The following is a 23,444-nucleotide window of genomic DNA, read 5'->3' on the forward strand; positions in this document are numbered from 1 at the left end:
CCGCAGCCACCGCGCGGCTCCGCCGCAGCTCCCCGGACGGCCGGGCCACCCTCACCGGTGGCCCGGCCGTCCGCCGTTCGGCGAGTGCACCGCGCGCGTGCGCAGCGCGCAATGGGTGCGAGCCCGCAGGACCCCGGACCCGGAGCGCGGCAACCCACGGCAATTTCCAGGGCGCGCCGGCCTCCATCCTCCAACGTGACAGAGACCCCTTCTCTCGACACGAAGCAAAAGTGCTGGCAGCAGTCCCGTTACCAAGTAGTACAAGATTCGACCTCCCGGCAACCACACTGCAACCTCTGGCAACAATGGCCAATCGTTCAGCGCTCTGGCAAGACTCGGGCCATAGCCGACACCGCTTCTCGCGGCACCCTCGGCACACCGGAGCCACCAGCGACACACCGCGCCTGGTCGCTCCAGCTACTCAAGGATGAGCCAGAAGGAGCACAACGATGAGCACCACCAGCGCACACCCGGGGCAGGGCCGCATGGCCCCGTCCAGTTCGCCGAGCTCGACGGCCAAGCGCCCGTTCAGCTTCCGAGACAAGATCGGCTACATGTTCGGCGACTTCGGGAACGACTTCACGTTCCTCCTGCAGTCCGCGTTCTTCATGATCTTCTACACCAACGTCATGGGCATCAACGCCGCCCACGTCGGCACCCTGCTGTTCGCCGCGCGCATCCTGGACGCCTTCACCGACGTCGGTGCAGGACGCCTGATCGACACCCTGAAGCCCGGCAGGTCCGGCCGGTTCAAGCCCTGGCTGCTGCGCATCATGATCCCCGTCGCCACCGCGTCGTTCCTCATGTTCTCTCCCTTCCTGCAGGACGGCAGCTACGGCGCCCGTCTCGGCTGGATGATCGCCACCTACGTCCTGTGGGGCTCGGTCTTCTACACCCTGATCAACATCCCCTACGGCTCCATGGCCTCGGTCATCTCCAACCAGCCCGGTGAGCGCGCCTCGCTGTCGGTGTTCCGCTCCCTCGGTGCCACCCTCGCGAACCTCGCCATCTCCGTGGTCCTGCCGCTCGTCGTCTTCGTCCAGATCAACGGCCAGTCCGAGCTCTCCGGAACCAACATGATGTGGGCCGCACTCGGCTGCGGCATCCTCGCAGTGGTCTGCTACCTGCTGTGCTTCATCAACGTCGAGGAGCGCATCGCGACACCTGCGAAGGCCAAGGAGCAGCGCGCGAGCCTCGGGCAGACCCTCGGCGCCATGGCGAAGAACCGGGGACTGACCGGACTGATCGCCACCTCGCTGTTCATGCTCATCGCCTTCATGCTGCTCGGCGGCATGATGCCCTACATGCTCAACGAGTACTTCAACAACGGCCAGCTGCTGAGCCTCGTGAACTTCGTGGGCCTCGCCCCGACCCTGCTGCTGGTCCCCTTCGCCTCGAAGCTCGCCAAGACCTTCGGCAAGAAGGAGGTCGGCGTGGTCGGCATGTCGCTGGCCGTCATCGCCGCACTGATCCTGTTCGTCCTCCGCACCGACAGCCCCTACGTGTTCATGGTCGGCTACGCCGTGCTCATGCTCGGCGTGTCCTGCCTGAACATCCTGATCTGGGCATTCATCACCGATGCGATCGACCTCCAGGAGATCCAGTCCGGTGAGCGCAACGATGCCACCGTCTACGGCATGTACTCCTGGGCCCGCAAGCTGGGCCAGGCCATCGCAGGTGGCCTGACCGGCTGGGCCCTGGGATGGATCGGATACGAGTCCGGGACCGGCGGGACCGTCGTGCAGACCCAGGAAGTGCTGGATGGCATCTACAACCTGTCCACCCTCGTGCCGGCCCTGCTGCTGGTCGTCTCGCTCCTCGCCCTGATCTTCTGGTACCCGCTGTCCAAGAAGCGCGTCGACGCGAACGTCGCCCTCCTCGAGCAGCGCCACGCCGAGGCCGCCGCGGCTGCTGCCGAGAGCTGATCCACGCTGGTCGACGGTCCCTCCCGAGGGTCCGTCGACCGGAGTAGGGTCGGTGGGGAGAGAGCTTTCCCCACCGGCCCTTCCCCCACCTCGTCTCACCTCACCCCACGTCAGACTTACTTTTCACCGCGCGACCGCTTCACGGAGCGCAGGGATCCACCACAGAAACGGAGACACCATGTCGGAGAAGAACGTCCGCCTCGGAATCATCGGCCTCGGAGCTCAGGGCGGCATGTACGCCGGCGTGATCGCCGACGGCAAGGTCGCGGGCATGACTCTCGGCGCCATCGCGGACAACGATCCCGCCAAGAAAGAGATCGCCGCCGAGAAGCACCCGGACGTCCCCTTCTACGACGACTACCTCGCGATGCTGGACTCCGGTGACATCGACGCGGTGGTCACCACCGTGCCCCACTTCGACCACGCGGAGATGACCATCACCGCTCTCGGCAAGGGCATCCACACCCTCACCGAGAAGCCGGCCGGCATCTACACCAAGCAGGTCGAGGAGATGAACGCCTTCGCGGCGGAGCACCCCGAGACCACCTTCGCGATCATGTTCAACCAGCGCACCAACCCCGTCTACACGGACCTCAAGGAGCTCATCGCCTCCGGTGAGCTCGGCAAGCTGCGCCACACCTCGTGGATCATCACCACCTGGTGGCGCCCGCAGGCGTACTACGACCAGTCGGCATGGCGCGCGACCTGGGGCGGCGAGGGCGGCGGCGTGCTGGTCAACCAGGCACCCCACCAGCTGGACCTCTGGCAGTGGCTGTGCGGCACCCCGAAGAAGGTCTTCGCGAAGCTCTCCTTCGGCTTCCAGCGCGACATCGCCACCGAGGACGAGGTCAACGCGGTCGTCGACTTCGGCGACGGCGCGACCGGCAGCTTCATCACCTCCACGAACGACATCGTCGGCACCGACCGCCTGGAGATGCTGTTCGACAAGGGAAAGGTCGTCGTGGACGGCTCCAAGAAGGTCACCATCACCCGCCTCAAGCAGGACGAGCGCAGCCTCAGCGACGGCATGTCGGCGGAGGACGTCGGCCGCCTGTTCAAGGGCATGATCGACACCTCCGAGCTGTACGAGACCGAGGTCAAGGAGTACGAGTCGGTCTGGGGCCAGCAGCACATCGACGTCCTGACCAACTTCGCGGCGAACGTCAACGACGGCACCCCGCTGATCGCGGACGGCGCCGAGGGCATCAACGGCGTGCGCCTGGCCTCCGGCATGCAGCTGTCGGCCTGGACCGGTCGCGAGATCGATCTGGTGGACTACCCGGCCGAGGAGTACCTCGCCGAGCTCAACAAGCGCATCGAGGATGAGGGCAAGTTCCCCACCCGCGCCTGAGCCGCTGAGCGGTCGGGCCGGTGCCTCCAGGCACCGACCCGGCCGCTTCCGTCAGCTCGCATCACGCACCACGCACCACGCACCACGCACCATCACGTTCCTCCGGCGCCGCGCGGCGCCGCCCTCACGACTCGAAGGAGACTCACCATGCCCGTCCTCGGACTCCAGCTCATGATGCTCAAGGACCAGATCAACGAGAAGGGGATGTACGAGGTGCTGCGCCAGGTGCGCGAGCTCGACATCGACGCCGTCGAGGTCTCCCAGGTGGAGATGACCGACGAGCTGATCGACGATCTCGTGCGCGGCAAGGCGGACTTCAACGTCGAGACCGCCGCGATGAGCGCCTCGATCGAGCCCGGCGGCAACGGCTTCGCCCTCTCGACCGAGTTCGACCGCGCCGTTGAGGCCTGCGAGAAGACCGGCTCCCGCTTCCTGCGCATCGGCATGATGCCCTTCTCAGCGATGACCTCGAAGACCGCCACCGAGGAGTGGGCCGCCTCCGTCGAGCCCTACGCCGCCCGCCTCGCCGAGCAGGGCATCACGCTGTGCTACCACAACCACCACGTCGACCTCATCAAGTTCGACGGCGAGCGGATCTTCGACATCGTGCGCCGCGTGGCGCCGTCGCTCCTGTTCGAGGTGGACCTCCACTGGGTCCAGCGCGGCGGCATGGCACCCCTGGAGATGCTCGAGGCCTACAGCAGCGCCTGCAAGCTGATCCACGTCAAGGACTTCCGGGTCGCTCCCCTGCCCCAGGGAATCGTCGACAAGTTCGAGGCGAAGGAGATCGACATGAAGGAGTTCTACGGAGCCTTCCTGTCGCTCGGCCAGTTCGCCGAGGTGGGCCAGGGCAACATGAACTGGCCCGCGCTGCTCCCCGCCGCAGAGAAGGCCGGCGCCGAGTACTTCCTCATCGAGCAGGACGACACCTTCGGCCGCGACCCGATCGACTGCATCCGCGAGTCCCGCGAGTATCTGAAGTCCATCGGCTACTGACCCGATCCCGCCGCTCGGCGGGACTCCTCTCAGCGCAGATCGGGCGTGCAGCGCAGATCGGGCGATTCTGAGCCGATCCTGACCGGATCCTGGCTCGGAACCGCCCGATCTGCCGTTCCTGCGGTTCCCGGCGGTGCCTCAGCGCTGCAGGTAGGTGCGGATCTCCCGAATCTGCGCCGTCTTCGTGGCTCCGGCGAAGCGGATCATGTGGCAGAAGTCGACCCGCTCGTCGCCGCGCACCAGGTAGCCCTCGCAGGCGGCGAGGCGGCCATGGTTCAGCACCATGAGGATCTCCCCTCGCTCTGCGGCGAAGGGCGGCCCTGCGAAGCCGCCGGGCACAGGACTGTCCTCACCGACGAGGAACCAGGTGGCGTCCTCGCGCAGCCATGCGCGTACCGTCGCCTCCTCCCCCGCCGCCCAGGCCGAAGCGATCTCCGCGACGATCGTCATGCGCGGGGAGTTGCCACAGTCTGCGGGAATCGTCATCTCCATGGCTGACACCCTAGAGGTGCTCGGCGCCGCACGCCACGCCCTCAGACCATCGGCCATTGCACCGGCGACGCCGCTGGCCCGGCGAGGCCGCTCCGTCTCCGGAGCGCAGCTCGGGCGGGCTCCGGAGAGGTCAGGGTCGATGGGCGCCGCCGGTGTGAGTCAGGCCTCCGCACAGCATCGCCGTTTCCAGACCCATCTCAGGCAGAGAATTCGATGTCCTGACCGCCACCTGGGCGAACCTGCAACGCGGTTCCAGGGTTCAGGGCGTAACGTCGCCCGCTCCCCCACCTCAGGAGGCACAGTGAAGGTTCCCAGCCAGCGGGCACTCCGGCGCACTCTCGCCGCACTCACACTCACCGCAGCGGTCGCACTGACCGGCTGCAGCGGCGACCAGGCTGCACCTTCGGGCGGCAGCGATCAGGGCGGGCAGGCGCCTGCGGCCAGCGACGGCGGCGGCTCGCCCCTCGCCGGCGGCCAGGGCGGCGAGCAGCCGCAGATGCCGGAAGCCGATGTCTCCGACGTCCCGGATGTCGTCGCCACCGTCAACGGTGAGGACATCACCAAGGACGAGTTCACCGCCATCTACGAGGGCCAGTTCCAGCAGGCGGCGATGCAGCAGCAGCAGAGCGCCGGTGGAGAGGTCGACCAGGCGGCGCTGAAGACCCAGGTCGCGAATCAGCTGGTCGACAATCGGCTGCTGCTGCAGGGCGCGTCCGAGGCCGGTATCGAGCCGACAGATGCGGATATCGACGCGACCCTCGAGGAGATCGCCCAGCAGAACGGACTCGGTTCAGCGGACGAGGTCGTAGCCGCGCTCGAGCAGCAGGGCATGAGCGAGGAGGATGTGCGCAAGGACGCCTCGTCGCAGTTCATGCTCACCACCTACATCGAGCAGGAGGCGGGCATCGAAGAGCCCACCGACGAGGAGCTGAAGACGCAGTACGACCAGCTCGTCGAGCAGCAGGAGCAGGCCGGTGGCGACACCGCACAGGTGCCGCCCTTCGAGGAGGCCAAGGAGCAGCTCGCCCAGCAGGCGATCGCCCAACAGCAGAACGAGGCGGCCACCACCATCGCCGCCGAGCTGCGCGAGGCCGGAGACGTGACGGTGAACGTCTGAGCGCCCTCACCACGTTGACGGCCGGGCCGCTCCTGTGAGCTGACCCGGCCGCTTCTCGTGCACTGCGGGACGGCTCAGACCTCCCCCTTCTTGAGCGCGTCGGCGATGTGCTCGGCCTGCCGGATCGCCAGCGCCACGATCGTCAGGGTGGGGTTCGCGGCGGCGCCGGTGGTGAACTGCGAGCCGTCGGAGATGAACAGGTTCGGCACATCGTGCGCCCGGCCCCATCTGTCGACCACGCCGTCCTCGGGCCGTTCGCTCATGCGGCAGGTGCCGAGGTTGTGCGTGGAGGGGTAGGGGGTGGTGCGGTGGGTGCTGACCGCGCCCACGGCGGTATAGAGCTTCTGCGCCTGGGTGTAGGCGTGCTCCCGCATCGCCAGGTCGTTGGCGTGGTCGTCGAAGCGGACATGGGCGACAGGCAGTCCGTGCTGGTCGGTGACCGTGGAGTCGAGCGTCACCGCATTGGATTCCTGCGGCATGTCCTCTCCCACCAGCCAGCAGCCGGCGGTGTTCTCGTAGGCATCCAGCAGCCGGGTGAAGTCCGGCCCCCAGGCACCGGGCTCGACGAAGCTGGCCATGAACGCGGGCCCCAGCGAGATGGTCTGGATGTAGTAGCCGCCGGCGAAGCCACGAGTGGGATCATGCACGGATTCGTCGGAGATGTTCCCGGCCATCGTCTCGCCGCGATACATCCGCACCGGCTTGTCGAACTGGGCGTACACGCTGCCGGTCATGTGGCGCATGTAGTTGCGGCCCACCTGTCCGGAGGAGTTCGCGAGCCCGTCGGGGAACAGCGAGGACGAGCTGAGGTGCAGCAGGCGCGGGGTCTCGATCGAGTTCCCCGCCACGCACACCACCTTCGCGGCCTGGCGATGCAGGGTCCCGTCCTGGTCCAGATACAGCACGGCGTCCACGCGACCCGCGCGGTCGTGCAGGATCTGGGCGACATGGCTGTTCGGTCGCAGATCCAGCTTGCCGGTCTCGAGCGCACGGGGGATCTCCCGCACCATCGTCGACCACTTCGAGCCGTTCTTGTCGCCCTGGAAGTTGAAGCCGTCCTGGACGGAGGCCGGGCGACCGTCGTAGGGCTCGGCATTGGTGCCATAGGGACCGGTCGCATAGTGGTGGTAGCCGAGCTTCTCCGCGCCCGCGGCCAGAACCTTGTAGTTGTTGTTCGCGGGCAGCGGCGGGCGGCCGCCGCGATGGGTGGAGCCGATCGCGTCCTCGGCCCGGGTGTAGTACGGCTCGAGCTCGTCGTAGGTGAGCGGCCAGTCCAGCAGGTGCGCCCCGTCGATCCGACCGTAGGTGGAGCGAGCCTTGAACTCGTGCGCTTTGAAGCGCGGGGTCGCCCCGGACCAGTGGGTGGTGGTGCCGCCGACGGCCTTCACGATCCAGGCGGGGAGGTTGGGGAAGTCCTTCGCCACTCGCCAGCTGCCGGAGGTGGTGCGGGCGTCGGTCCAGGCCATCTGGTTGAAGGCCTCCCATTCGAGGTTCATGTAGTCCTCGCCCCGCAGGTAGGGGCCCGCTTCGAGGAGCACGCACTCGATGCCCTGCTTGGTGAGCTCGTAGGCGAGGGTGCCGCCGCCGGCCCCGGAGCCGATGATGACGACGGCCTCGGTGGAATGGTCGATGGTGCTCATGCTGACGCTCCCTTGCTCCCGTTGCTCCTGTGTCCGCTCTTGCTGCCCGTCCTGCTGCCGGTGCGGCCGGCCCGCGCCTTGCTCTGGCCGGCCGGGACAGCGGCGCCTCGGACGCTGGCGGTGCTCGCCGCACTGGGCAGGTCGGAGACGACGTCCACGAGCGGCTCCCCGTCGTACTCCTCGATCCGTGGATCGGGCAGCCAGTCCAGATCGTTGAAGCCGCGGTCGATGTAGCCGCCCTTGTGGAAGGAGGGCCCCTCATAGCCGAGCGCCTCCCACACCTCCTCGTCCTCGTAGAGGCTCACCACGACCGTCTGCCGTACGAAGCCGAAGAACGTGGTGTGCTGGACACGCAGCAGCAGCGGCAGCGCCTCCTGGGCGGTGAGCTCGGTGAAGCGGCCATCTGCCAGGGCCTGCAGGGAGTCGAGTCCCTGGGCGAGCTTGACCCGCATCCAGGTGGTCTCCTCGGCGGCCACCTGCACGGTGGCCGCGGCCCGCTCGTACGCGGTTCCTGGCACACCCTCGTGCGGGAATGCGGCCCGGATGAGCGCGAGCAGCGTCCGGGCAGCGTCCTCGCTCCCCTCGATGTCGTTGACGGTGTCCCCCGTCTGCGGAGCACTCATGGCATCTCCTTCCACTGCGTCGTTGTCAGTGATCTGGAGCACACCTTAGGGAGGGCGCGAGGCGGCGGCAATCGGCGTTATCGCCGGGCGAGAACCGTCCGACGGATCCGGCTCAGGAGTGGTCCGCGCCCAGGCGGTAGGCGCGGCCCGCCCGGGAGGCGCAGGCCCGCAGCCGGTCCTCGATGTGGCGCACCCGGCCTGCATAGGCGGCCACCGGTGCGGACAGTGCGACGGTGCCGATGAGCATGCCGTCGTCGGCCTTGATGGTCGCGGCGAGACAGTCGGTGCCGGGCACGAACTCCTGGTGCTCCCAGGCGATGCCGCGGGCGGCGATCTCCGCGAGCTGCTCGCGCAGCTGAGCAGGGTCGGTGACGGTGCGGTCGGTGTGGGCGCGCAGCGGGGTGCCCGCGAGGTAGGCCTCCTGCTCCTCGGGCGGCAGCGAGGCGAGCCCCACTTTTCCGAAGGCGGTGGCGTGCGGGCTCTCGTGGAATCCGAAGCTCAGCGGGGACAGGCGCGGCGCCTGCGGTGAGTCGGAGACGTGCACGACCACGAAGTCGGTGCCGCGGTGGATGGCGAGGTAGGAGGCCATCCCGAGATCGCGGTGCAGGGAGTGGACCTCCTCGCGCACGACCCGCGGGACTCCGAGGTGCTCGTGGAGGCCGACGGCCAGCCGGTGCAGCTTGTAGCCGAGCGCGAAGCGCTTCTCGTCTCGCAGATGGACCAGGTAGTCGGCGCGCAGGAGCTCCTGGGCGATCCGGTAGACGGTGGGCAGCGGGATGCCGGTCGCGTCGGCGATGCCGCGGGCGGTGCTGCTGCCGTGCTCGGCGACGGCTTCGAGCACGGCCAGGGCTCGGGCGATCTGCCCGATCGGGGCGCCGTCGCCCAGTTCCTGCACGATGCTCATCCCGCCTCTTCTCCCGCCTTTCGGCCGCTGCGCTCATTGTGCCGCAGACGCCCTGTGACAGGGCGGGATTCTTGCCTTGCGAGAATGGGGCTACCGCAGTGGCCGACCACCAGGCAGGCTGGCCGCGCACCCCTCTCTGAAAGGACCCCTCGATGATCCTGATCAACGTGAAGTTCCCGGTGAAGCCCGAGTTCGCCGATCAGTGGCCCGAGCTCGCGAGCGAGTTCACCGAGACCACCCTGGCCGAGCCGGGCAACCTGTGGTTCGAATGGTCGCGCAGTGTCAAGGAGCCGAACACCTACGTGCTCATCGAAGCATTCACCGATGAGGGCGCCGGCCCGCACGTGAACTCCCCGCACTTCAAAAAGATGCAGGAGGAGTTCCCGCAGTACCTCGAGGCGACCCCGCAGATCGTCTCCCACCAGATCGACAGCGAAGGCTGGGGCCCGATGGGAGAGATCACCGTCGAGTGATCGCGGTGACGCCGCTCGCGCGCCCCGGAGCGCACGGGCGGCGTCGCCCCTCGTGGCACCGAGCGCACGATGCGGTGCCTCTACGGTGCACTGCGTCTCCGGTGCAATGCCTCTACGAGGCGGTGACCTCGAGGATCCCGTGGGCGCCGCGCTCGGCGTCGCGCATCACATGGTTCACGAAGGGATAGTGCCCGGGTTCGGGCGGGGTGAGCTCCACGAAGCCGCCCTGCGCTGGCAGCAGGCCGAGAGCCTGCGAGCCGTCACCGGAGCCCGGCTCCACGAGGTAGCTCCCCTCGCTCCACACGGTGTCGAACTGGGTGCCGATCACGTGGAAGCTCAGCGCCCGCTCGGGCCCTGCGTCGAGCACCCAGAGCCGCACCCGCTCCCCCGCCCGGGCCTGCAGCGGCGCATGGTCGTACTGGGCGGCGTAGCCGTTGAACGCGACCAGATCCGGCTCACCGGCGGCGAGGGCGTCGCCGTCCAGCTCCTCCCCCTGCGCACCGAGGTAGTACTCGCCCTGGACGAGCACATAGCTGTGATCGACCGCGGGCAGATCCTCCGGCTCGATGACCACCGCCCCGTACATCCCCGAGGCGATATGGGTGGAAACCGGTGCGGTCCCGCAGTGGTACATCCAGATCCCGGCCCGCTCTGCGGTGAAGGTGTACGTCAGCGACTCCCCCGGCGCGATCGTGCGCATGGGGCCGTCGGGCGCGAGCTCCCCGGCGTGGAAGTCGATCGAGTGGCCTATCGGCCCGTCGTTGACCAGGGTCACCTCGAAGATGTCGCCCACCCTCCCATGCAGCACCGGCCCGGGCACGCTCCCGCCGAAGGTCCACAGGCGCTGAGTGACCCCGGGAGCTACCTCCATGACCTGCTCCGTGACCTCGAGCGTGACCTTCCGGGTGACGGGGCCGTCGCTCGGCGGCAGCGGCGGGAGCTCGGCGTCATAGGGCATGAAGTCGGGGCCGGGATCGGCGGCGAGATCGATGGCTGGCTTCTGAACCGCTTCCTCCCCCGACGTGCCGTGGTCATGCGCTGAGGGATCGGCTCCTGCGAGGGCGGGGTGATCGCCCGGTGCAGCGCCGGCCGCGACGATGCTCAGCACCATCCCCTGCTGGCGGTGCCCGGCCACGCCGCACCACGCCTCGAGGTCACCGGTGACCACGCCCACGTCGAGCAGCTCGCTCTGCCCGGGCGCGAGGCGCTCGGTCCGGGCGCCGCTGTCCACCACGAGATCGTGAGTCATCGCTGCATCTACGTTCGTCACCTCGATGAACAGGTGAGTGCCGGCCGGCACCTCGATCCGATCCGGGGTGAAGCGCAGCCCCTCCGCAGTGACCGCGACGGTCTGCACCGGCGCCTGCTCGCTCGCGGCCGGAACCCCAGTCCCCTCGTTCTTCCCGCCTCCCGGTGTGAGCGGGTGGAGGGTGCCGATGGCGAGGAGCGTGAGCGTCGCCAGCAGCAGGCCGCCGACGGCGAGTCCGGCGCGGCGGCCGCCGAAGCGGGCGCTGCCCACCGAGGCCGGGGCCGGGGTCAGCGTCGGGCCCGCCGAAGTGGCCGGGGCTGGCGAGAGGGTCGCAGCTGACGCAGCACCGCTCGGCGGGGCCAGAGCAGCACCACTCGGCGGGGTCGCGGCAGAACCGCTCGGCGGTGTTATGGCTGATGCGGAGCTCGTCGCTACTGCCCGGGCGGATCTCGATCGCTCGGGGCGCGGCGAAGGGAGGCTCCGGGCGGGCGGCGGGCCGAGAATCGCGCTGGCCAGCGCCGTGGCGCCGAAGACCAGCAGGGCGAGCACACCGAGCACGCCGCCGAGCTGCCAGGCGGGCCCCCAGCCGAGCGCGTCACCCAGTCCGAGGCGCACCACGAGGCTCAGCTGCAGCAGCCCCAGCGGCACCCAGAACGCACTGCGATAGGGCAGGTCGATCCGCAGCACGGCCGGCAGGATCGTGGTCGCGTGCGCCATGATCATCGAGATCGTGTAGCCGAGGAACACGGCATGGGCGACGGCGTCGTACGCGGCACCCTGCGGAGTGCCGCCCAGCAGCAGCACCACCGCGGCGATCATGAGCCATCCATAGCCGCACAGGATGGCCGCGGCCATGAAGCGGGTCGCCCCGCGGGTGCGGATGGTGTGCCGGGCGACGTCATGCTGGATAAGCCAGAGCGTCAGGGCGAGCAGTCCGGCGCCCAGCAGGACCGCTCCGGCCACCGGCCACGCCACCCCGATCAGCAGCGCCGCCACCAGGCTCGCCGCGTGCACGAGCACTCGGGATCCTGCGCGGGCGCCGAGCGTGATCCGCGCCAGCTCCACCCTCTCGGCAGCGATGGTCAGCACTACGAAACCGATCAGCCAGGGCAGCACCTCGTCGAAGTCCGCGCCTCCGGCCCAGCGGATCGCGCCCCCGCAGGCAAGGCCCGCAGCGAGCAGCTCGGTGAGGACGGCCTCATCATGCTGGCGCCGCCACAGCGGCACGTACACCAGGGTGAATGCGGCGGTGCCGAGGACCAGCAGCACCTTGCCCACCATCAGGGGAACGGGGTCCGCGACCAGGGCGATGGCTCCGAGCCCCAGCAGTGCGGGGGCGAGGAAGCCGTACCAGCGAGCGAGGGCGGTCGCGCGCTCGAGCGCGATGAGCGTGCCCACGAATCCGAGCACCAGCAGCATCCCGTGCACCACCGGCAGCCGGTCGGTGGTGATCGGCGCGGGCAGGCCGAGCAGCAGCAGCGCGGCGTCGAGGCCCGCCATCAGGGCGAGCCCGGCGGGGAGCATCCAGCCCAGTCGCCAGGACGGTCCCCGGCGTCGACGCCGAAGGGCGGGGCTGCTCATCCCGCGTCCCGCAGGTGGAGCAGGCAGCGTCCGGGGGCGGCGAAGGGGATCAGCTCGGCCACGATCCGGGAACCCTCTGTGCCGGCGGCGCCTTCGAGGAGTCCGTCGATCATGCCGCGGTGCACGGAGCAGACCACTTCGGTGTGGCGGTCTGCGGCTTCCAGCAGCGGGCAGCGGTGCAGCACGATCTGCTCGCCGTCCTCCTGAGGGGCGAAGCCCTGCGCGGCCATGGCGTGCATGACGAGGGCGCGGGCGGGAGCGGGTCGTGCGGGTTCTGGGAGGTCCTCCGCCAGCTCGGCGCCCCAGCCGCGACCTGCCTCGTGGGCGGCGGCGGCGGGATCGGCGCTGGTGCGGGCGATGGTTCCGGCGAGCACGCCGGCGAGCGCGGCGTAGGGCGAGGCGGGACCGTGCTGGGTGGGGCGCCAGAGCCAGGCGGGGCGTCCGCGCCCGTCGGCCGCCGCCCGGGAGCGGGTGACGTGGCCGTCGGCCAGCAGCTGATCGAGGTGGCCGCGCACGGTGTTCTCGTGCAGGCCCGTGGAGCGGCTGAGCGCGGTGACCGAGACCGGGGAGAGCTGTGCCTCCACCGCGCGCAGCACCTGCTCACGCGCGGTCGAGTGGCGGCGGCCCGCGGCGTTTCGGCGGGGCTGAGCGGCGCCGGATGCCGCGGGACCTGAGACCATATTTTCCACGGGATCAAATGTAATATATCGAGTGGACCAGATTCGCCACGATCGTCCCGAACGGACGACAGACAGGAGCCGACATGGCAGACATCCAGATCCAGAGCTCGCGCGAGGACGCCGTCTACCAGAAGCCGTCCCAGCAGGGATGCGCCTGCGGGGAGCACGACGAGTCGCTTCCTGAGCTCGATGTGCAGACGATCCCCCACGCGATCCGCCACGCCTCGATCTTCGGGGCGATCGAGTCGCTGGTGCCGGGTGGGGGCATGGTCATCTCCGCCACCCATGACCCGGTCCCGCTGCTGATGCAGCTGCAGGCCAAGCACGGGGACGCCTACGCGACCGAATACCTCGACCGGGGTCCCGAGCGCTGGCGCATCCTGATCCGTCGCGCCGCCTGAGCACGCCGCACGCCGTCGCCCGTCGGACCGCCGGGCCAGCAAGCCGGCGGACCGACAGGGCAACGGGGCAACGGGGCAGTTCAGTGCTGCCGGGCGGCGCAGCCGCTCAGTGCTGGTCGCGTCGGCCCAGCGTCGTCACCGGTGCGGCGCCCGGTCGCGACCACTGGGGCAGAGGCCGGCTGGTCTCGCCCCAGGTGGGCTCGCCCTGGGCATCGGTGCGCCAGGACCAGCAGGCATGACGGCTCGCGGGCCAGCCGGCCGGGACGTCCTCCCAGTCCTCACCGCGACCGTAGGGCGTCATGTCCAGCAGGCCCATCGAGAAGTTCACCCGCTCGTTGCCCCGCCCGGTGGTGCGATAGGTGAGGTACACCCGGTCCCCGTCGCGCAGGAAGCTCGCGAGATGCCCCATGCCGCCACCGATCGGGGCGGGAACCTCTCGCACCGAGTACCAGGGCACGCGGCGATAGCCCATGAAGGCGATGAAGGGATGCACCTCCTCCCAGGCTCCGGTGGTGAGAATCGCGAGCGAGACGCCGTGGGCGTTGAGATAGGTCGCGTCATGGAGGTGCCATGCAGTAGTGGTGCAGCCCTCGCACTGCCCCTGGTGCGGGGCTCCGTCGTGCCACATGTGCTGGTAGACCACGAGCCGGTCGCGGCCTTCGAAGAGGGAGAGGAAGGGCACGGGGCCGACCGGGCCGGTCACCAGGGTGCTCCCGTCGACCTCCACCATCGGCAGCCGGCGCCTCGCCGCAGCGATCGCGTCCCCCTCGCGGGTGTGCGCCTTCTCCCGCACCAGCAGCTCGTCCCGGGTGGACTGCCAGGACGCCATGTCGACCACGGGCGGCAGGCCGGTGGGCTCCCTCGACGACGTACTCATCACTCGGCCTCCCCGGTGCGATCCCACGCCGTGCCGGGAGGCTCCGGCAGATAGGTCGGCACGTATTCGAGCAGCTGGAGGCCGCCGTCGAAGGTGCGGGCGGTGACGAGTTCGAGGGAGAAGTCCTCGAACTGCTCCCAGATCCGCTCGAGCCCGGTGCGCCCGGTGATCACCGGGAACAGGATGATGCGGAAACGGTCCATAAGCCCCGCCTTCAGCAGCGAGTGGCTGAGGCGGATACTGCCTGTCGTGGTCAGCGGTGAGGTCGCGGTGCGCTTGAGCTCCCTGACCGCTTCGACCGCATCGGTGCTGATCAAGGTGGTGTTCGGCCAGGCCAGAGGCTCCTCGAGGGTGGAGGAGAAGACGATCTTCGGCAGCTGCGCCATCTGGGCGAAGCTAGCTTTCTCCTCTTCGGAGACGTCGATCCGCTGCGCCTGCTCCGCCATCCTCGCCATCAATCGGTAGGTGGTGGCGCCCATCAGAGTCACCGAGTCCGGCTGCTCACCGAGCCAGGCGAGATACTCCGGGCTCTCGAGCCCCCACCAACCCGGCCAGCCCTCGCCGGCGGCGCAGCCGTCGAGGGAGAGAATGAAGTCCACCAGGAGCTCCCCAGCTCCCGCACCGGGCGCTGGCGCTCTGCTGGTCCCGCCGGTGCCGCCGGACCTGCTGTTCCTAGTGGTGCTGCTGGTGCTCGCATCGCTCATCGCGATCGCTCCTCGAAGAGTTCGGCCCCGGCGTCCACCGGGGCACGTCTTCCTCCACCCAAGCACTCGCGGCGGCTCCCGTCCATGGCCGGCAGGGGACGGACCTCGCGGCGACCGGTGGCAGGCTGGCGGCATGCGCACCGACAGCGGGCGCTCCGGCAGCAGGCACGCCTCCGGACCGCACCCCCGGGCGGACCCCTGAGGTATTCCCTGCCGTCTCCGCTCGGGGCTGCTTCAACCCCTCGCGCCTCGCAGGCCTCGCAGCAGCGTCATCATCAGCCCCGCCGCGACCGCGATCCACGCGAGCACCGCGAGCACCAGCCCCGCGATCCCCACCCCCTCGACCAGCGGCAGGTGCTCCACCCGGCCGAGCCGCAGCGAGGCGACGGCGAACATTCCCAGGGGGAACACGATCGACCACAGGGACGGGACGTAGCGCAGCGGCACCCGATGGATCGCATGGCGCCAGAAGCCGGCGCCGGCCAGCAGCGGGTACTGCCACAGGGCGAAGCACCAGAAGATCACGACGGTTCCACCGATCAGCCCGCGGGCGGCATCGACCATCGGCACAGGCTCCATGGCGTAGATCCCGGCCCCGGCGACCACAGAGATCGCGAGCGCGCCCATCGCCACCCAGTAGGTGGGCTCGAACTGTCGAGGGGTGATCCCGAAGTGCACGATCCGCAGGATCACCAGCACCGCGATCCCGACGTACAAGATCGTTCCCACCGACCAGGCCAGCACCGTGAGCAGGCCCAGCAGGTTCGCATAGGCAGGGGTCGCCGGCTCCAGCCCGGACAGGCCGACGGCGAGTGAATGCGAGGCGACCGACCAGATGAACCAGCTGCCGTTGGTGCGGGCGAGGATCGGCTCTCCGTCCCGGGCCATCAGCACCTGCCAGGGCAGCACGTACCCCAGCACGATCCATATCGCGGCGGCCACCCCGAGCAGCACTACGGAGGCCGTGCCGAACCCCACCTGCTGCAGCCCGACGGCCACGACGCAGGCCGCGGCGACGATGGTGAAGTAGCCGAAGGCGATCTCGGGGTTCTTCGCGTCCGCACGCATCCGTGCCCGGTGACGGGTCCAGCGCAGCACGTACAGCACCGCCAGCACGATGCCGGCCAGGGCGGCGAGGACCAGCAGCCCCAGTGCCGCTGCGTCCGCCCCCACCATCCGCAGGCCGATCGAGACGATCCCGGTGCCCATCACCAGCGCGAAATAGCCCGGAGCGAGCCCGGCGAGCGCCCGCTCGGCGCGCACTGGGAGGCTCGGGGACGTCGTGGCGGAAGTGGACACAAGACCATTGTGCGACGGGAACCGTGACCTCTGACAACAGAGACGCTCATCCCAGCCCAGAGACCTTGCACCCAGTGCAACTTCACCCCTAGTGTCGAGCGCGGCGACGAATGCCGCCCGACGAGCGGGAAAGCAGCCCGATGGGGATCACGACAGGAGACGTTCCGAGCATGGGGCAGCACAACGAGGGGACCGACGGCGAAAAGGGCTCCGCACCGGCGGTGAACCCGAACCTCGTGATGGCGGTCCTGCTCGCGGGAGCCTTCGTCATCATCCTCAATCAGACCCTCCTGAACACGGCCCTGCCGGCGTTCATGGTCGACTTCGGCATCACCGCGAACACCGCTCAATGGGTCACCACGCTGTTCATGCTGGTCAACGGGATCATGATCCCGGCAACGGCGTTCCTGATCCAGAAGTTCACCACTCGCACGATGTTCTTCGCCGCGATGGTCATCTTCACCCTGGGGACGATCATCTGCGCCGCCGCCCCGGAATACCCGGTGCTGCTGCTGGGCCGGATCGTCCAAGCGGCCAGCGGCGGGATGATCATGCCGCTGATGCAGACGATCCTGTTCGCGATCTTCCCGATCCACAAGCGCGGCACCGCCATGGGCACCTTCGGACTGGTGATCTCCTTCGCCCCCGCGATCGGCCCCACCCTCTCCGGCTTCATCGTGGACCACTGGTCCTGGCGGTGGCTGTTCGTGATGATGCTGCCGATCGCGCTCGGAACCCTCCTCTTCGCGCGCTTCACCCTGAAGAACGTCACCGAGCAGACGAATCCACGCCTGGACGTGCTCTCGCTGATCCTGTCCTCCTTCGCCTTCGGCGGACTGCTGTTCGGCTTCAGCAATGCGGGCAACGTCGGCTGGCTGAGCCTGCAGGTGCTCATCCCCCTGATCGTCGGCGCCCTGACCCTGGTGTGGTTCGTGCACCGTCAGCTGCGGCTGACGGAGCCCCTGCTCGACCTGCGGGTGCTGAGCAACCGCATGTTCACGCTCGGCACCGTGCTGGGGATGCTGGTATTCATGGCGATGATCGGCGGGATGCTGATGATCCCGCTGTACATGCAGAACATGAGTGACTTCACCGCGATGGAATCCGGGATGGTGCTGCTGCCCGGAGCGGTGATCATGGGCATCATGTCGCCGGTGACCGGGCGGTTCTTCGACCGCTTCGGTGCCTCCGCGCTCGCGATCACCGGCTTCGCGGTGCTGACGGTGACCAGCTTCCTGCTGGCCCGGCTGACCGTGGACACGACCTTCACCTACATCGCGATCGTCAATGCCGTGCGGATGTTCGGCACCGCGATGGTGATCATGCCGGTGACCACCGCCGCGCTGAACCAGCTCCCGCAGCGGCTGATCCCCCACGGGGCCGCCGTGAACAACACCATGCGACAGGTCGCGGCTTCCATCGGCACCGGGGTGCTGGTGACGGTGATGACGGCCACCGCACGGGACCCGGAGGAGTACGGTGTGGCCGGTGCCATCCACGGGGTGAACGTGGCGTTCATCGTGGCCGGCGGGATCGCCGCAGTGGGCCTGATCGGTTCGTGCTTCCTGCGCGGCTCCCGGCCGACCCACGAGGTCACGGACGAGCACTGAGCTGCGCAGAGTCTGCCGAGGACGCCGCCACCCACGGCCCTGTGCCCCGCGAGACCCTTCTGGAACGTCCGGCCAGGACCGTACACTCTGAACTGTGACCACGCTCACGCCCGCTGTCGCGGAGGACAGGTTCGCCTCCGTGCTGCGCCTCGCGCACGAGAACGCCGCCACCCTGGACGTCGCCGACCTGGCGGCGTACGCCGGGTACAGCCGCTTCCATTTCTCTCGGATCTTCAGCGCCCGGGTGGGTATCGGTCCCGGCCAGTACCTCACGGCACTGCGGATCGATGCGGCGAAGCGAATGCTGCTGACCGGGAACGATGCGGTGATCGACGTGGCCGGTGCCGTCGGCTTCGACTCGCTCTCGAGCTTCAGCCGTCGCTTCCGCAGCACCGTCGGGGTCGCGCCGGGGCAGCTGCGCCGACTCGCCGACCGGATCAGCGACCGGCCGCCGCGCCCCTTCGCGCTGCTGCGCCCGCATCCTCAGGCGGTCCGCGTGCACCTGTCGCTGCCCGTGACGGCGCAGACGCGCGGCGACGCGTCGGTGTGGGTGGGCTGGTACCCGCAGCCAGCGCCGATCGGGCTGCCCCTCTCGGGTGCCCTCGTCTCCGGAGTCCCTCACGTGGATCTGCCGCTGTGCGAGGGGGCCCCGTTCCTCCTCGGATTCCTGGTGCCCGCACACGCCGACCCGCTGGACATGCTGGTGCCCGAGCAGCCAGTGGTGGCGGTGCACCCTGCACCGCTCATGGCGCCGGGCGAGGTGACGCTCGAGTTCGCCGCGGGAGGGTCAGCGTTGCGGCCGCCTCTGCTCTCGGCCCTGCCGAGCCTCTGCCGTCGCTGAGACCCGGGTGGCGCGGGGCCGCCCTCGCCCTCGAGCATCCCGGCACGAGCCGCACACACCTGGCCGCACACGCCAGGTCACCGTCCAGGTGCGCAGGATCGGACAAACCTGCGCGACCCGCCCCCTCTAGGTTGGGGGCACCAGGGCCCACGGGTCCACCGCACCCCAGGAGGAATGATGACTCGCAGCACCGGCACCAGCACCTGGCTCGATCTCAGCATCACCGACACCGACGCGGCGAAGGCCTTCTACGGAGGCCTGTTCGGCTGGGAGTTCGAGGACCTCGGCGAGAGCTTCAACCACTACCACCTGATCCGCAACGGCGGCGCCCTGGTGGGCGGGCTGATGAACGTCTCGGGCATGACCTGCCCGGCCGGTGATCCGCTGCCGCCAGAATGGGGCGTCTACCTCGCCGTCGACGACGCCGATGCCCGCACCGCGAAGGCGACGGCGGCCGGCGGCACGGTCATGGTCCCGCCCGATGCGATCAGCGACTCGGGGCGGATGTCGGTCGTCCTCGACGCCACCGGCGCGCCCATCGGCCTGTGGCAGGCCGGGAACCTCGAGGGCTACGAGTTCACGGGCACGCCCGGCTCACCGGTGTGGTTCGAGCTGATGACGCACAAGTACGACGAGGCCGCCGCGTTCTACACCGAGGTGTTCGACGCCCAGCTGGTGCCGATGGCGGAGGAGATGTCCGGGCCGGACTTCCGCTACGCCACCAACGGTCCCGGCGAGAGCGTGAGCTGGGGGCTGTGCGACGCGACCGGCATGATGCCCGAGGACGCCACCGGGTGGCGCGTCTACCTGGGCGTGGGCTCGAGCGATACCGCGATCGCCCGGGTGAAGGAGCTCGGCGGAACAGTGCTGGACGGACCGACGCCTTCCCCCTTCGGGACCATCGCCACGATCGCTGATCCCGAAGGCGCGACCTTCCAGATCAGCGCGATGGGCGAGGCCGAACCCGAGGGATGAGCCCCCACCGGCAGCACAGGTGGTCCCCGCCTGCTCGCTCCGGGGCCGGAGACGAGGACGGCGCTGCACCGCGCAGTGCAGGGCCGTCCTTCGCCTGCGAGACTCAGCGGGTCGCGTCGATGAGGAGCTTGCCGGATTCCGAACCCTCCATGCTCGCTTCGAAGGCCTTCCCCGCCTCGGCGAGCGGAAAGGTGCGGGCGATCTCGACGTGGAGCGCGCCGGCCGCGACCTTCTCGAGCAGGCTGCGCAGCCGTGCGCCGTCGGGCCGCACCCAGACCCAGCGCCCGCCGGCCTCCTCGACCGAGGGATCCGCGATCGAGACGTGCCGGCCGCCGTCGGCCAGGACCGCGAGGGTCTCCTCGCGCACCCCGCCCACGAAGTCCGCGACCGTGCTCACGCCGCCGGGAGCGATCTCGCGCACTCGCTCGACCAGGCCCTCCCCGTAGGTGACGGGCGTGACGCCGATGGCCTGCAGCTTCTCGTGGTTGCGCGCGGAGGCGGTGCCGATCACGGTTGCGCCGCGCTCACGGGCGAGCTGCGCGGCGAGATAGCCGACACCGCCGGAAGCGGCATGGATGAGCAGGGTGTCCTCCGCCGTCAGCTCCAGGGTGTCGAGGCTGCGCAGCGCCGTCAGCCCGGTCAGCGGCAGACCCGCGGCGGCCTCGAACTGCACGCCGTCCGGGATCGCGGCGACCGAGGTGGCCGGCAGCGCGACGTACTCCGCGAAGGTGCCGCCGTGGATGACGTCCTTGCGGCCGTAGGAGGCGACGCGGTCACCGGGCGTGAATTCGGGGGCGTCGGGGCCGACGGCCTCGACCACTCCGGCCACATCCCAGCCGGGGATCACGGGGAAGACCGCGTCGATCAGGGAGTCCAGGCCGCCGCTCATCACCTTCCAGTCGACCGGGTTGACGGAAGCGCGCTCCACCCGGATCAGCACGTTGCCCGGGCCGAGAGTGGGCAACGGGGCGTCGGTGAGCTCGAGAGTGGAGGGGTCGCCGTATTCGGAGTAGGTCATTGCACGCATGAGGGGGCAACGCGTCGCGGGGGCGGTGCATTCCCTGCGGGGTGTCAGGTACACGACGCATATGACGCTGCGTGACGCCGCACGTCCGAGATGAAACTCCTCCCCTGACTCGGAGGCGGTGGGAGGCCTACAGTGAAAGCCATGCTGTCCGACATCGCGCTCCGTGAGGCGTTCTCCCATTTCCCGCAGGGTCTGGTCCTGGTGGCCGCCGAGATCGGCGGAGTCCGACACGGGCTGATCGCCTCGACCTTCACCGTCGGCGTCTCCCTGGATCCGCCGCTGGTGTCCCTCGCAGTGCAGCACAGCTCGAAAACCTGGCCGGCCCTGCACGAACAGGGGCATCTCGGGGTCACGGTGCTGGGCCGTGCTCAGGCGCCGTTCGCGCGCCAGCTCTCGGCGACCGATCGGGGGCGCCGCTTCGACGGCATCGACGTGACGGTGGATCCCCACGGCGCACTCACCCTGCAGCACGCCCCCGCCTGGATGACCGTGCAGGTGCACGACCAGATGCGGGCCGGGGACCACGACCTGGTGCTGCTCGAGGTGCTCTCCATCGACAGCACCCCCGAAGCCGAGGCAGTGGTCTTCCATCGCAGCCGCTTCAAGGAGCTGGCGCACGAGGACCCTGCCGCCTGACACCCCTGGACGGTCAGCGGACAGGTTCGGGGTCTGACCCCGTGCCGCTCGGATCCTCAAGTGCGTCCGCCTGGTCAGCAGGATCCGCATCGTCGACGGAGACGACCTTGCTCTCCCCCGTCTCAGGGATCCAGCCGTCGGCCCATTCCCCGGTGTCGAAGTCGTAGCCGACAGGCTCGCCGTTCTCGTCAGTGCGCTGGTACCACTCGGTGAACTCCCCGTCGGTGGAGTCGACCACGGCGCCGGCGCCCTCACCCGGTTCGGTGCGGACCACCTGCAGGCTGAAGTCGTCGTCGAACTTGTCCACGCCGTCCACGACGGCGTTGTCGATCGCCGCCGCGGCGTACTGCTGGCGCAGGGTGAGGGGGTCGCTGCGCAGCTCCCGCAGCCAGGCCACGATGATCAGGAGCATCACCACGGCGAAGGGCACGGCGGTGATGATCACCAGCGACTGCAGTCCCTGCAGCGCGGTCTCACCGCCCAGCAGCAGCATCACCACCGCGATGCCGCCCATCACCACTCCCCAGAAGACCACGACGAGCTTGGGCGGGCTCTGGCTGCCCTTGGTGGTGAGGATGCCCATCACCACGGAGGCGGAGTCGGCGGCGGTGATGAAGAAGATCCCCAGGATGAACATGATCAGGATCGGCAGGAACTCGGCGAAGGGCAGGTTCTCCACCATCGTGAACAGCACCTGGGCCGGGTTCACCGAGTCCATCTGGCCCAGCGAGCCGTCGCGGTACATCGAGATCGCGGTGCCGCCCATGATCCCGTACGCGAGGAACAGCAGGGAGGAGGGGATGAGGATGACGCCGAGCACGAACTGGCGGATGGTGCGGCCGCGGGAGATGCGCGCGATGAAGATGCCCACGAAGGGCGACCATGAGATCCACCAGGCCCAGTAGTACACGGTCCAGGCGGACTGGAAGTCGAGGGTGTCCTGGCCCCATGAGGCCGAGCGCCCCATGAACTCGAGCAGCGAGCCGAGGTACTCCATCACGGCCGAGGGCAGCAGGTTCAGCAGGAACAGGGTCGGACCCAGGATGAACAGCGCTGCGGCGAAGCCGATCGTGAGCACGATGTTGGTGTTCGAGAGGTAGCGGATGCCGCGGGAGACGCCGGAGACCGCCGAGAGAACGAAGCCGACCGAGAGCACCGCGATGATCACGATCATCATGGTGTTGGTCAGTTCCGAGGCACCCGAGACGATCACGAAGCCCTCGCCGATCTGCAGCACAGCGATGCCGAGCGCGGCGGCGGTACCGAACAGCGTCGCGATGATCGCGAAGATGTCCACCAGCTGCCCCGCCCAGCCCTCGGAGTGCTTCTTGCCGAACAGGCGCTCGAAGATCGAGGACATCAGCAGGGTGCGCCCTCGGCGATAGGCCGCGTACGCCACCGCGCCACCCACCAGGGCGTACATCGCCCAGGCGTGGAAGCCCCAGTGGTAATAGGTCTGGGCGAGGGCCGTGTGCAGCGCCTCGACCGATTCGGGCTCGTTCGTCAGCGGCGGCGGGGTGAGGAAGTATGTCAGCGGTTCCGAGGGTCCCCAGAACATCACGCCGATGCCGAGGCCGGCGGCGAACAGCATCGCCACCCACGAGAAGGTGGAGAACTCCGGGGTCTCCCCGTCCTTGCCCAGCGGGATCTTCCCGTACCGGGAGAAGGCCAGGATCAGCAGGGTCACCAGCACCACCGTGGCGACGGCGTTGAAGAGCCAGCCGAGGTGGGTCATGACCCAGGCATAGGCGACGTTCGCGACGTCGCCGACGCTGGTGGGGCTGACGATCCCCCAGATCACGAAGGCGACGGCGAGGACGCCGGCGACGCCGAACACGATCTTGTCGATGCTGTAGCGACGGCGCTGCTCGTCGATGCCGATCCCCGGCACCAGGGCCGGGTGGATGTCATGGGGGTACTGCGGCCTGGAGTAGTCGAAGCTCGCCAGCGGGTTGCCGGGTGGGCGCCCTGGGGATCCGCCGCGCTCGCCCTTCTCCCTCGGGGCGGTGGGCTCGTCCAGGTTCGTCACGTCGTGACTCCGTT

At 69.2% G+C, this 23,444-nt stretch carries 21 protein-coding genes; 10 read left to right on the forward strand and 11 right to left on the reverse strand.

Features of this window, described 5'->3' with window-relative positions:
* The first annotated feature begins 449 nt into the window (after positions 1-449).
* From ACT3UF_RS00485 to ACT3UF_RS00495, 3 genes are all read left to right on the forward strand, one after another.
* Positions 450-1,925 (forward strand): MFS transporter, encoded by a 1,476-nt coding sequence (locus ACT3UF_RS00485; protein WP_444599643.1) that lies wholly within the window; start codon positions 450-452, stop codon positions 1,923-1,925.
* A gap of 178 nt (positions 1,926-2,103) precedes the next feature.
* On the forward strand, positions 2,104-3,276 hold the full coding sequence (locus ACT3UF_RS00490; RefSeq protein ID WP_444599644.1) for a Gfo/Idh/MocA family protein: 1,173 nt from the start codon (positions 2,104-2,106) through the stop codon (positions 3,274-3,276).
* Positions 3,277-3,423: 147 nt separating this feature from the next.
* The gene (locus ACT3UF_RS00495; RefSeq protein ID WP_444599645.1) at positions 3,424-4,272 is read left to right on the forward strand and encodes a sugar phosphate isomerase/epimerase family protein; all 849 of its coding nucleotides are present in this window, start codon (positions 3,424-3,426) and stop codon (positions 4,270-4,272) included.
* Between the two features lie 138 nt (positions 4,273-4,410).
* On the opposite strand, the gene ACT3UF_RS00500 is transcribed toward ACT3UF_RS00495, so the two are convergent.
* Positions 4,411-4,764 carry a hypothetical protein gene (locus ACT3UF_RS00500; RefSeq protein ID WP_442332321.1) on the reverse strand — a complete coding sequence of 118 codons (354 nt, stop codon included), beginning with the start codon at positions 4,762-4,764 and terminating at the stop codon, positions 4,411-4,413.
* A gap of 301 nt (positions 4,765-5,065) precedes the next feature.
* Between ACT3UF_RS00500 and ACT3UF_RS00505 the strand changes: the two genes are divergently transcribed.
* Positions 5,066-5,881, forward strand: coding sequence for a SurA N-terminal domain-containing protein (locus ACT3UF_RS00505; protein ID WP_444599646.1), 816 nt, complete (start codon positions 5,066-5,068; stop codon positions 5,879-5,881).
* A 74-nt stretch (positions 5,882-5,955) separates the two neighbouring features.
* On the opposite strand, the gene ACT3UF_RS00510 is transcribed toward ACT3UF_RS00505, so the two are convergent.
* The 3 genes from ACT3UF_RS00510 to ACT3UF_RS00520 all read right to left on the reverse strand — a co-directional run bounded on the left by ACT3UF_RS00510 (position 5,956) and on the right by ACT3UF_RS00520 (position 9,048).
* Positions 5,956-7,521 (reverse strand): GMC family oxidoreductase, encoded by a 1,566-nt coding sequence (locus ACT3UF_RS00510; protein ID WP_444599647.1) that lies wholly within the window; start codon positions 7,519-7,521, stop codon positions 5,956-5,958.
* Complete coding sequence (locus ACT3UF_RS00515) at positions 7,518-8,144, reverse strand: hypothetical protein (RefSeq protein WP_441445906.1); 627 nt, start codon at positions 8,142-8,144, stop codon at positions 7,518-7,520. The genes ACT3UF_RS00510 and ACT3UF_RS00515 overlap by 4 nt, the downstream gene beginning before the upstream one ends.
* 112 nt (positions 8,145-8,256) lie before the next feature.
* Complete coding sequence (locus ACT3UF_RS00520) at positions 8,257-9,048, reverse strand: IclR family transcriptional regulator (protein ID WP_444592561.1); 792 nt, start codon at positions 9,046-9,048, stop codon at positions 8,257-8,259.
* A gap of 152 nt (positions 9,049-9,200) precedes the next feature.
* On the opposite strand from ACT3UF_RS00520, the gene ACT3UF_RS00525 reads away from it, so the two are divergent.
* A complete protein-coding gene (locus tag ACT3UF_RS00525) occupies positions 9,201-9,521 on the forward strand; it encodes a putative quinol monooxygenase (RefSeq protein ID WP_444592560.1) in 321 nt (106 codons plus the stop codon).
* 112 nt (positions 9,522-9,633) lie between these two features.
* On the opposite strand, the gene ACT3UF_RS00530 is transcribed toward ACT3UF_RS00525, so the two are convergent.
* Together ACT3UF_RS00530 and ACT3UF_RS00535 are read right to left on the reverse strand one after the other, a co-directional pair.
* Entirely contained in the window at positions 9,634-12,351 is a 2,718-nt protein-coding gene (locus ACT3UF_RS00530; protein ID WP_444599648.1) for a multicopper oxidase domain-containing protein, read from the reverse strand.
* Positions 12,348-13,040 (reverse strand): helix-turn-helix transcriptional regulator, encoded by a 693-nt coding sequence (locus ACT3UF_RS00535; protein WP_444607951.1) that lies wholly within the window; start codon positions 13,038-13,040, stop codon positions 12,348-12,350. Before ACT3UF_RS00535 ends, ACT3UF_RS00530 begins: the two co-directional genes overlap by 4 nt.
* A 74-nt stretch (positions 13,041-13,114) precedes the next feature.
* Here ACT3UF_RS00535 and ACT3UF_RS00540 point away from each other — a divergent pair, with 74 nt between their 5' ends.
* Positions 13,115-13,432 (forward strand): DUF2249 domain-containing protein, encoded by a 318-nt coding sequence (locus ACT3UF_RS00540; protein ID WP_441445902.1) that lies wholly within the window; start codon positions 13,115-13,117, stop codon positions 13,430-13,432.
* A 106-nt stretch (positions 13,433-13,538) separates the two neighbouring features.
* Here ACT3UF_RS00540 and ACT3UF_RS00545 read toward each other — a convergent pair whose 3' ends face one another.
* The 3 genes from ACT3UF_RS00545 to ACT3UF_RS00555 form a co-directional block, all read right to left on the reverse strand.
* Positions 13,539-14,309, reverse strand: a complete 771-nt coding sequence (locus ACT3UF_RS00545; RefSeq protein WP_441445901.1) for a DUF899 family protein — start codon at positions 14,307-14,309, stop codon at positions 13,539-13,541.
* The gene (locus tag ACT3UF_RS00550) at positions 14,309-15,013 is read right to left on the reverse strand and encodes a dihydrofolate reductase family protein (protein WP_441445900.1); all 705 of its coding nucleotides are present in this window, start codon (positions 15,011-15,013) and stop codon (positions 14,309-14,311) included. Before ACT3UF_RS00550 ends, ACT3UF_RS00545 begins: the two co-directional genes overlap by 1 nt.
* A gap of 234 nt (positions 15,014-15,247) precedes the next feature.
* Positions 15,248-16,312, reverse strand: a complete 1,065-nt coding sequence (locus ACT3UF_RS00555) for a tellurite resistance/C4-dicarboxylate transporter family protein (RefSeq protein ID WP_441445899.1) — start codon at positions 16,310-16,312, stop codon at positions 15,248-15,250.
* Between the two features lie 170 nt (positions 16,313-16,482).
* On the opposite strand from ACT3UF_RS00555, the gene ACT3UF_RS00560 reads away from it, so the two are divergent.
* The 3 genes from ACT3UF_RS00560 to ACT3UF_RS00570 all read left to right on the forward strand — a co-directional run bounded on the left by ACT3UF_RS00560 (position 16,483) and on the right by ACT3UF_RS00570 (position 19,738).
* Entirely contained in the window at positions 16,483-17,922 is a 1,440-nt protein-coding gene (locus tag ACT3UF_RS00560; protein WP_442331890.1) for an MDR family MFS transporter, read from the forward strand.
* A 94-nt stretch (positions 17,923-18,016) separates the two neighbouring features.
* Complete coding sequence (locus ACT3UF_RS00565; RefSeq protein WP_441445897.1) at positions 18,017-18,763, forward strand: helix-turn-helix transcriptional regulator; 747 nt, start codon at positions 18,017-18,019, stop codon at positions 18,761-18,763.
* A gap of 177 nt (positions 18,764-18,940) precedes the next feature.
* Positions 18,941-19,738: a VOC family protein gene (locus tag ACT3UF_RS00570; protein ID WP_441445896.1), complete on the forward strand. Its 798-nt coding sequence runs from the start codon at positions 18,941-18,943 to the stop codon at positions 19,736-19,738.
* Positions 19,739-19,841: 103 nt separating this feature from the next.
* On the opposite strand, the gene ACT3UF_RS00575 is transcribed toward ACT3UF_RS00570, so the two are convergent.
* Positions 19,842-20,756 carry an NADP-dependent oxidoreductase gene (locus ACT3UF_RS00575; protein ID WP_441445895.1) on the reverse strand — a complete coding sequence of 305 codons (915 nt, stop codon included), beginning with the start codon at positions 20,754-20,756 and terminating at the stop codon, positions 19,842-19,844.
* Positions 20,757-20,906: 150 nt separating this feature from the next.
* On the opposite strand from ACT3UF_RS00575, the gene ACT3UF_RS00580 reads away from it, so the two are divergent.
* Complete coding sequence (locus ACT3UF_RS00580) at positions 20,907-21,401, forward strand: flavin reductase family protein (protein WP_441445894.1); 495 nt, start codon at positions 20,907-20,909, stop codon at positions 21,399-21,401.
* Between the two features lie 13 nt (positions 21,402-21,414).
* Here the strand turns inward: ACT3UF_RS00580 and ACT3UF_RS00585 are convergent, their stop codons facing one another.
* Positions 21,415-23,421: a BCCT family transporter gene (locus tag ACT3UF_RS00585; RefSeq protein ID WP_444502244.1), complete on the reverse strand. Its 2,007-nt coding sequence runs from the start codon at positions 23,419-23,421 to the stop codon at positions 21,415-21,417.
* Positions 23,422-23,444 lie beyond the last annotated feature (23 nt).

It is taken from the genome of Brachybacterium sp. AOP24-D1-21 (assembly GCF_052378665.1).
GTDB lineage: Bacteria > Actinomycetota > Actinomycetes > Actinomycetales > Dermabacteraceae > Brachybacterium.

Bases quoted from the DNA above. Each gene is read 5' to 3' on its own strand.
- ACT3UF_RS00530 (WP_444599648.1), bottom strand. From the start codon at position 12,351: ATGAGCAGCCCCGCCCTTCGGCGTCGACGCCGGGGACCGTCCTGGCGA.
- ACT3UF_RS00495 (WP_444599645.1), top strand. From the start codon at position 3,424: ATGCCCGTCCTCGGACTCCAGCTCATGATGCTCAAGGACCAGATCAAC.
- ACT3UF_RS00540 (WP_441445902.1), top strand. From the start codon at position 13,115: ATGGCAGACATCCAGATCCAGAGCTCGCGCGAGGACGCCGTCTACCAG.
- ACT3UF_RS00525 (WP_444592560.1), top strand. From the start codon at position 9,201: ATGATCCTGATCAACGTGAAGTTCCCGGTGAAGCCCGAGTTCGCCGAT.
- ACT3UF_RS00545 (WP_441445901.1), bottom strand. From the start codon at position 14,309: ATGAGTACGTCGTCGAGGGAGCCCACCGGCCTGCCGCCCGTGGTCGAC.
- ACT3UF_RS00520 (WP_444592561.1), bottom strand. From the start codon at position 9,048: ATGAGCATCGTGCAGGAACTGGGCGACGGCGCCCCGATCGGGCAGATC.
- ACT3UF_RS00575 (WP_441445895.1), bottom strand. From the start codon at position 20,756: ATGACCTACTCCGAATACGGCGACCCCTCCACTCTCGAGCTCACCGAC.
- ACT3UF_RS00500 (WP_442332321.1), bottom strand. From the start codon at position 4,764: ATGGAGATGACGATTCCCGCAGACTGTGGCAACTCCCCGCGCATGACG.
- ACT3UF_RS00550 (WP_441445900.1), bottom strand. From the start codon at position 15,013: ATGAGCGATGCGAGCACCAGCAGCACCACTAGGAACAGCAGGTCCGGC.
- ACT3UF_RS00515 (WP_441445906.1), bottom strand. From the start codon at position 8,144: ATGAGTGCTCCGCAGACGGGGGACACCGTCAACGACATCGAGGGGAGC.
- ACT3UF_RS00570 (WP_441445896.1), top strand. From the start codon at position 18,941: ATGACTCGCAGCACCGGCACCAGCACCTGGCTCGATCTCAGCATCACC.
- ACT3UF_RS00485 (WP_444599643.1), top strand. From the start codon at position 450: ATGAGCACCACCAGCGCACACCCGGGGCAGGGCCGCATGGCCCCGTCC.
- ACT3UF_RS00580 (WP_441445894.1), top strand. From the start codon at position 20,907: ATGCTGTCCGACATCGCGCTCCGTGAGGCGTTCTCCCATTTCCCGCAG.
- ACT3UF_RS00560 (WP_442331890.1), top strand. From the start codon at position 16,483: ATGGGGCAGCACAACGAGGGGACCGACGGCGAAAAGGGCTCCGCACCG.
- ACT3UF_RS00490 (WP_444599644.1), top strand. From the start codon at position 2,104: ATGTCGGAGAAGAACGTCCGCCTCGGAATCATCGGCCTCGGAGCTCAG.
- ACT3UF_RS00510 (WP_444599647.1), bottom strand. From the start codon at position 7,521: ATGAGCACCATCGACCATTCCACCGAGGCCGTCGTCATCATCGGCTCC.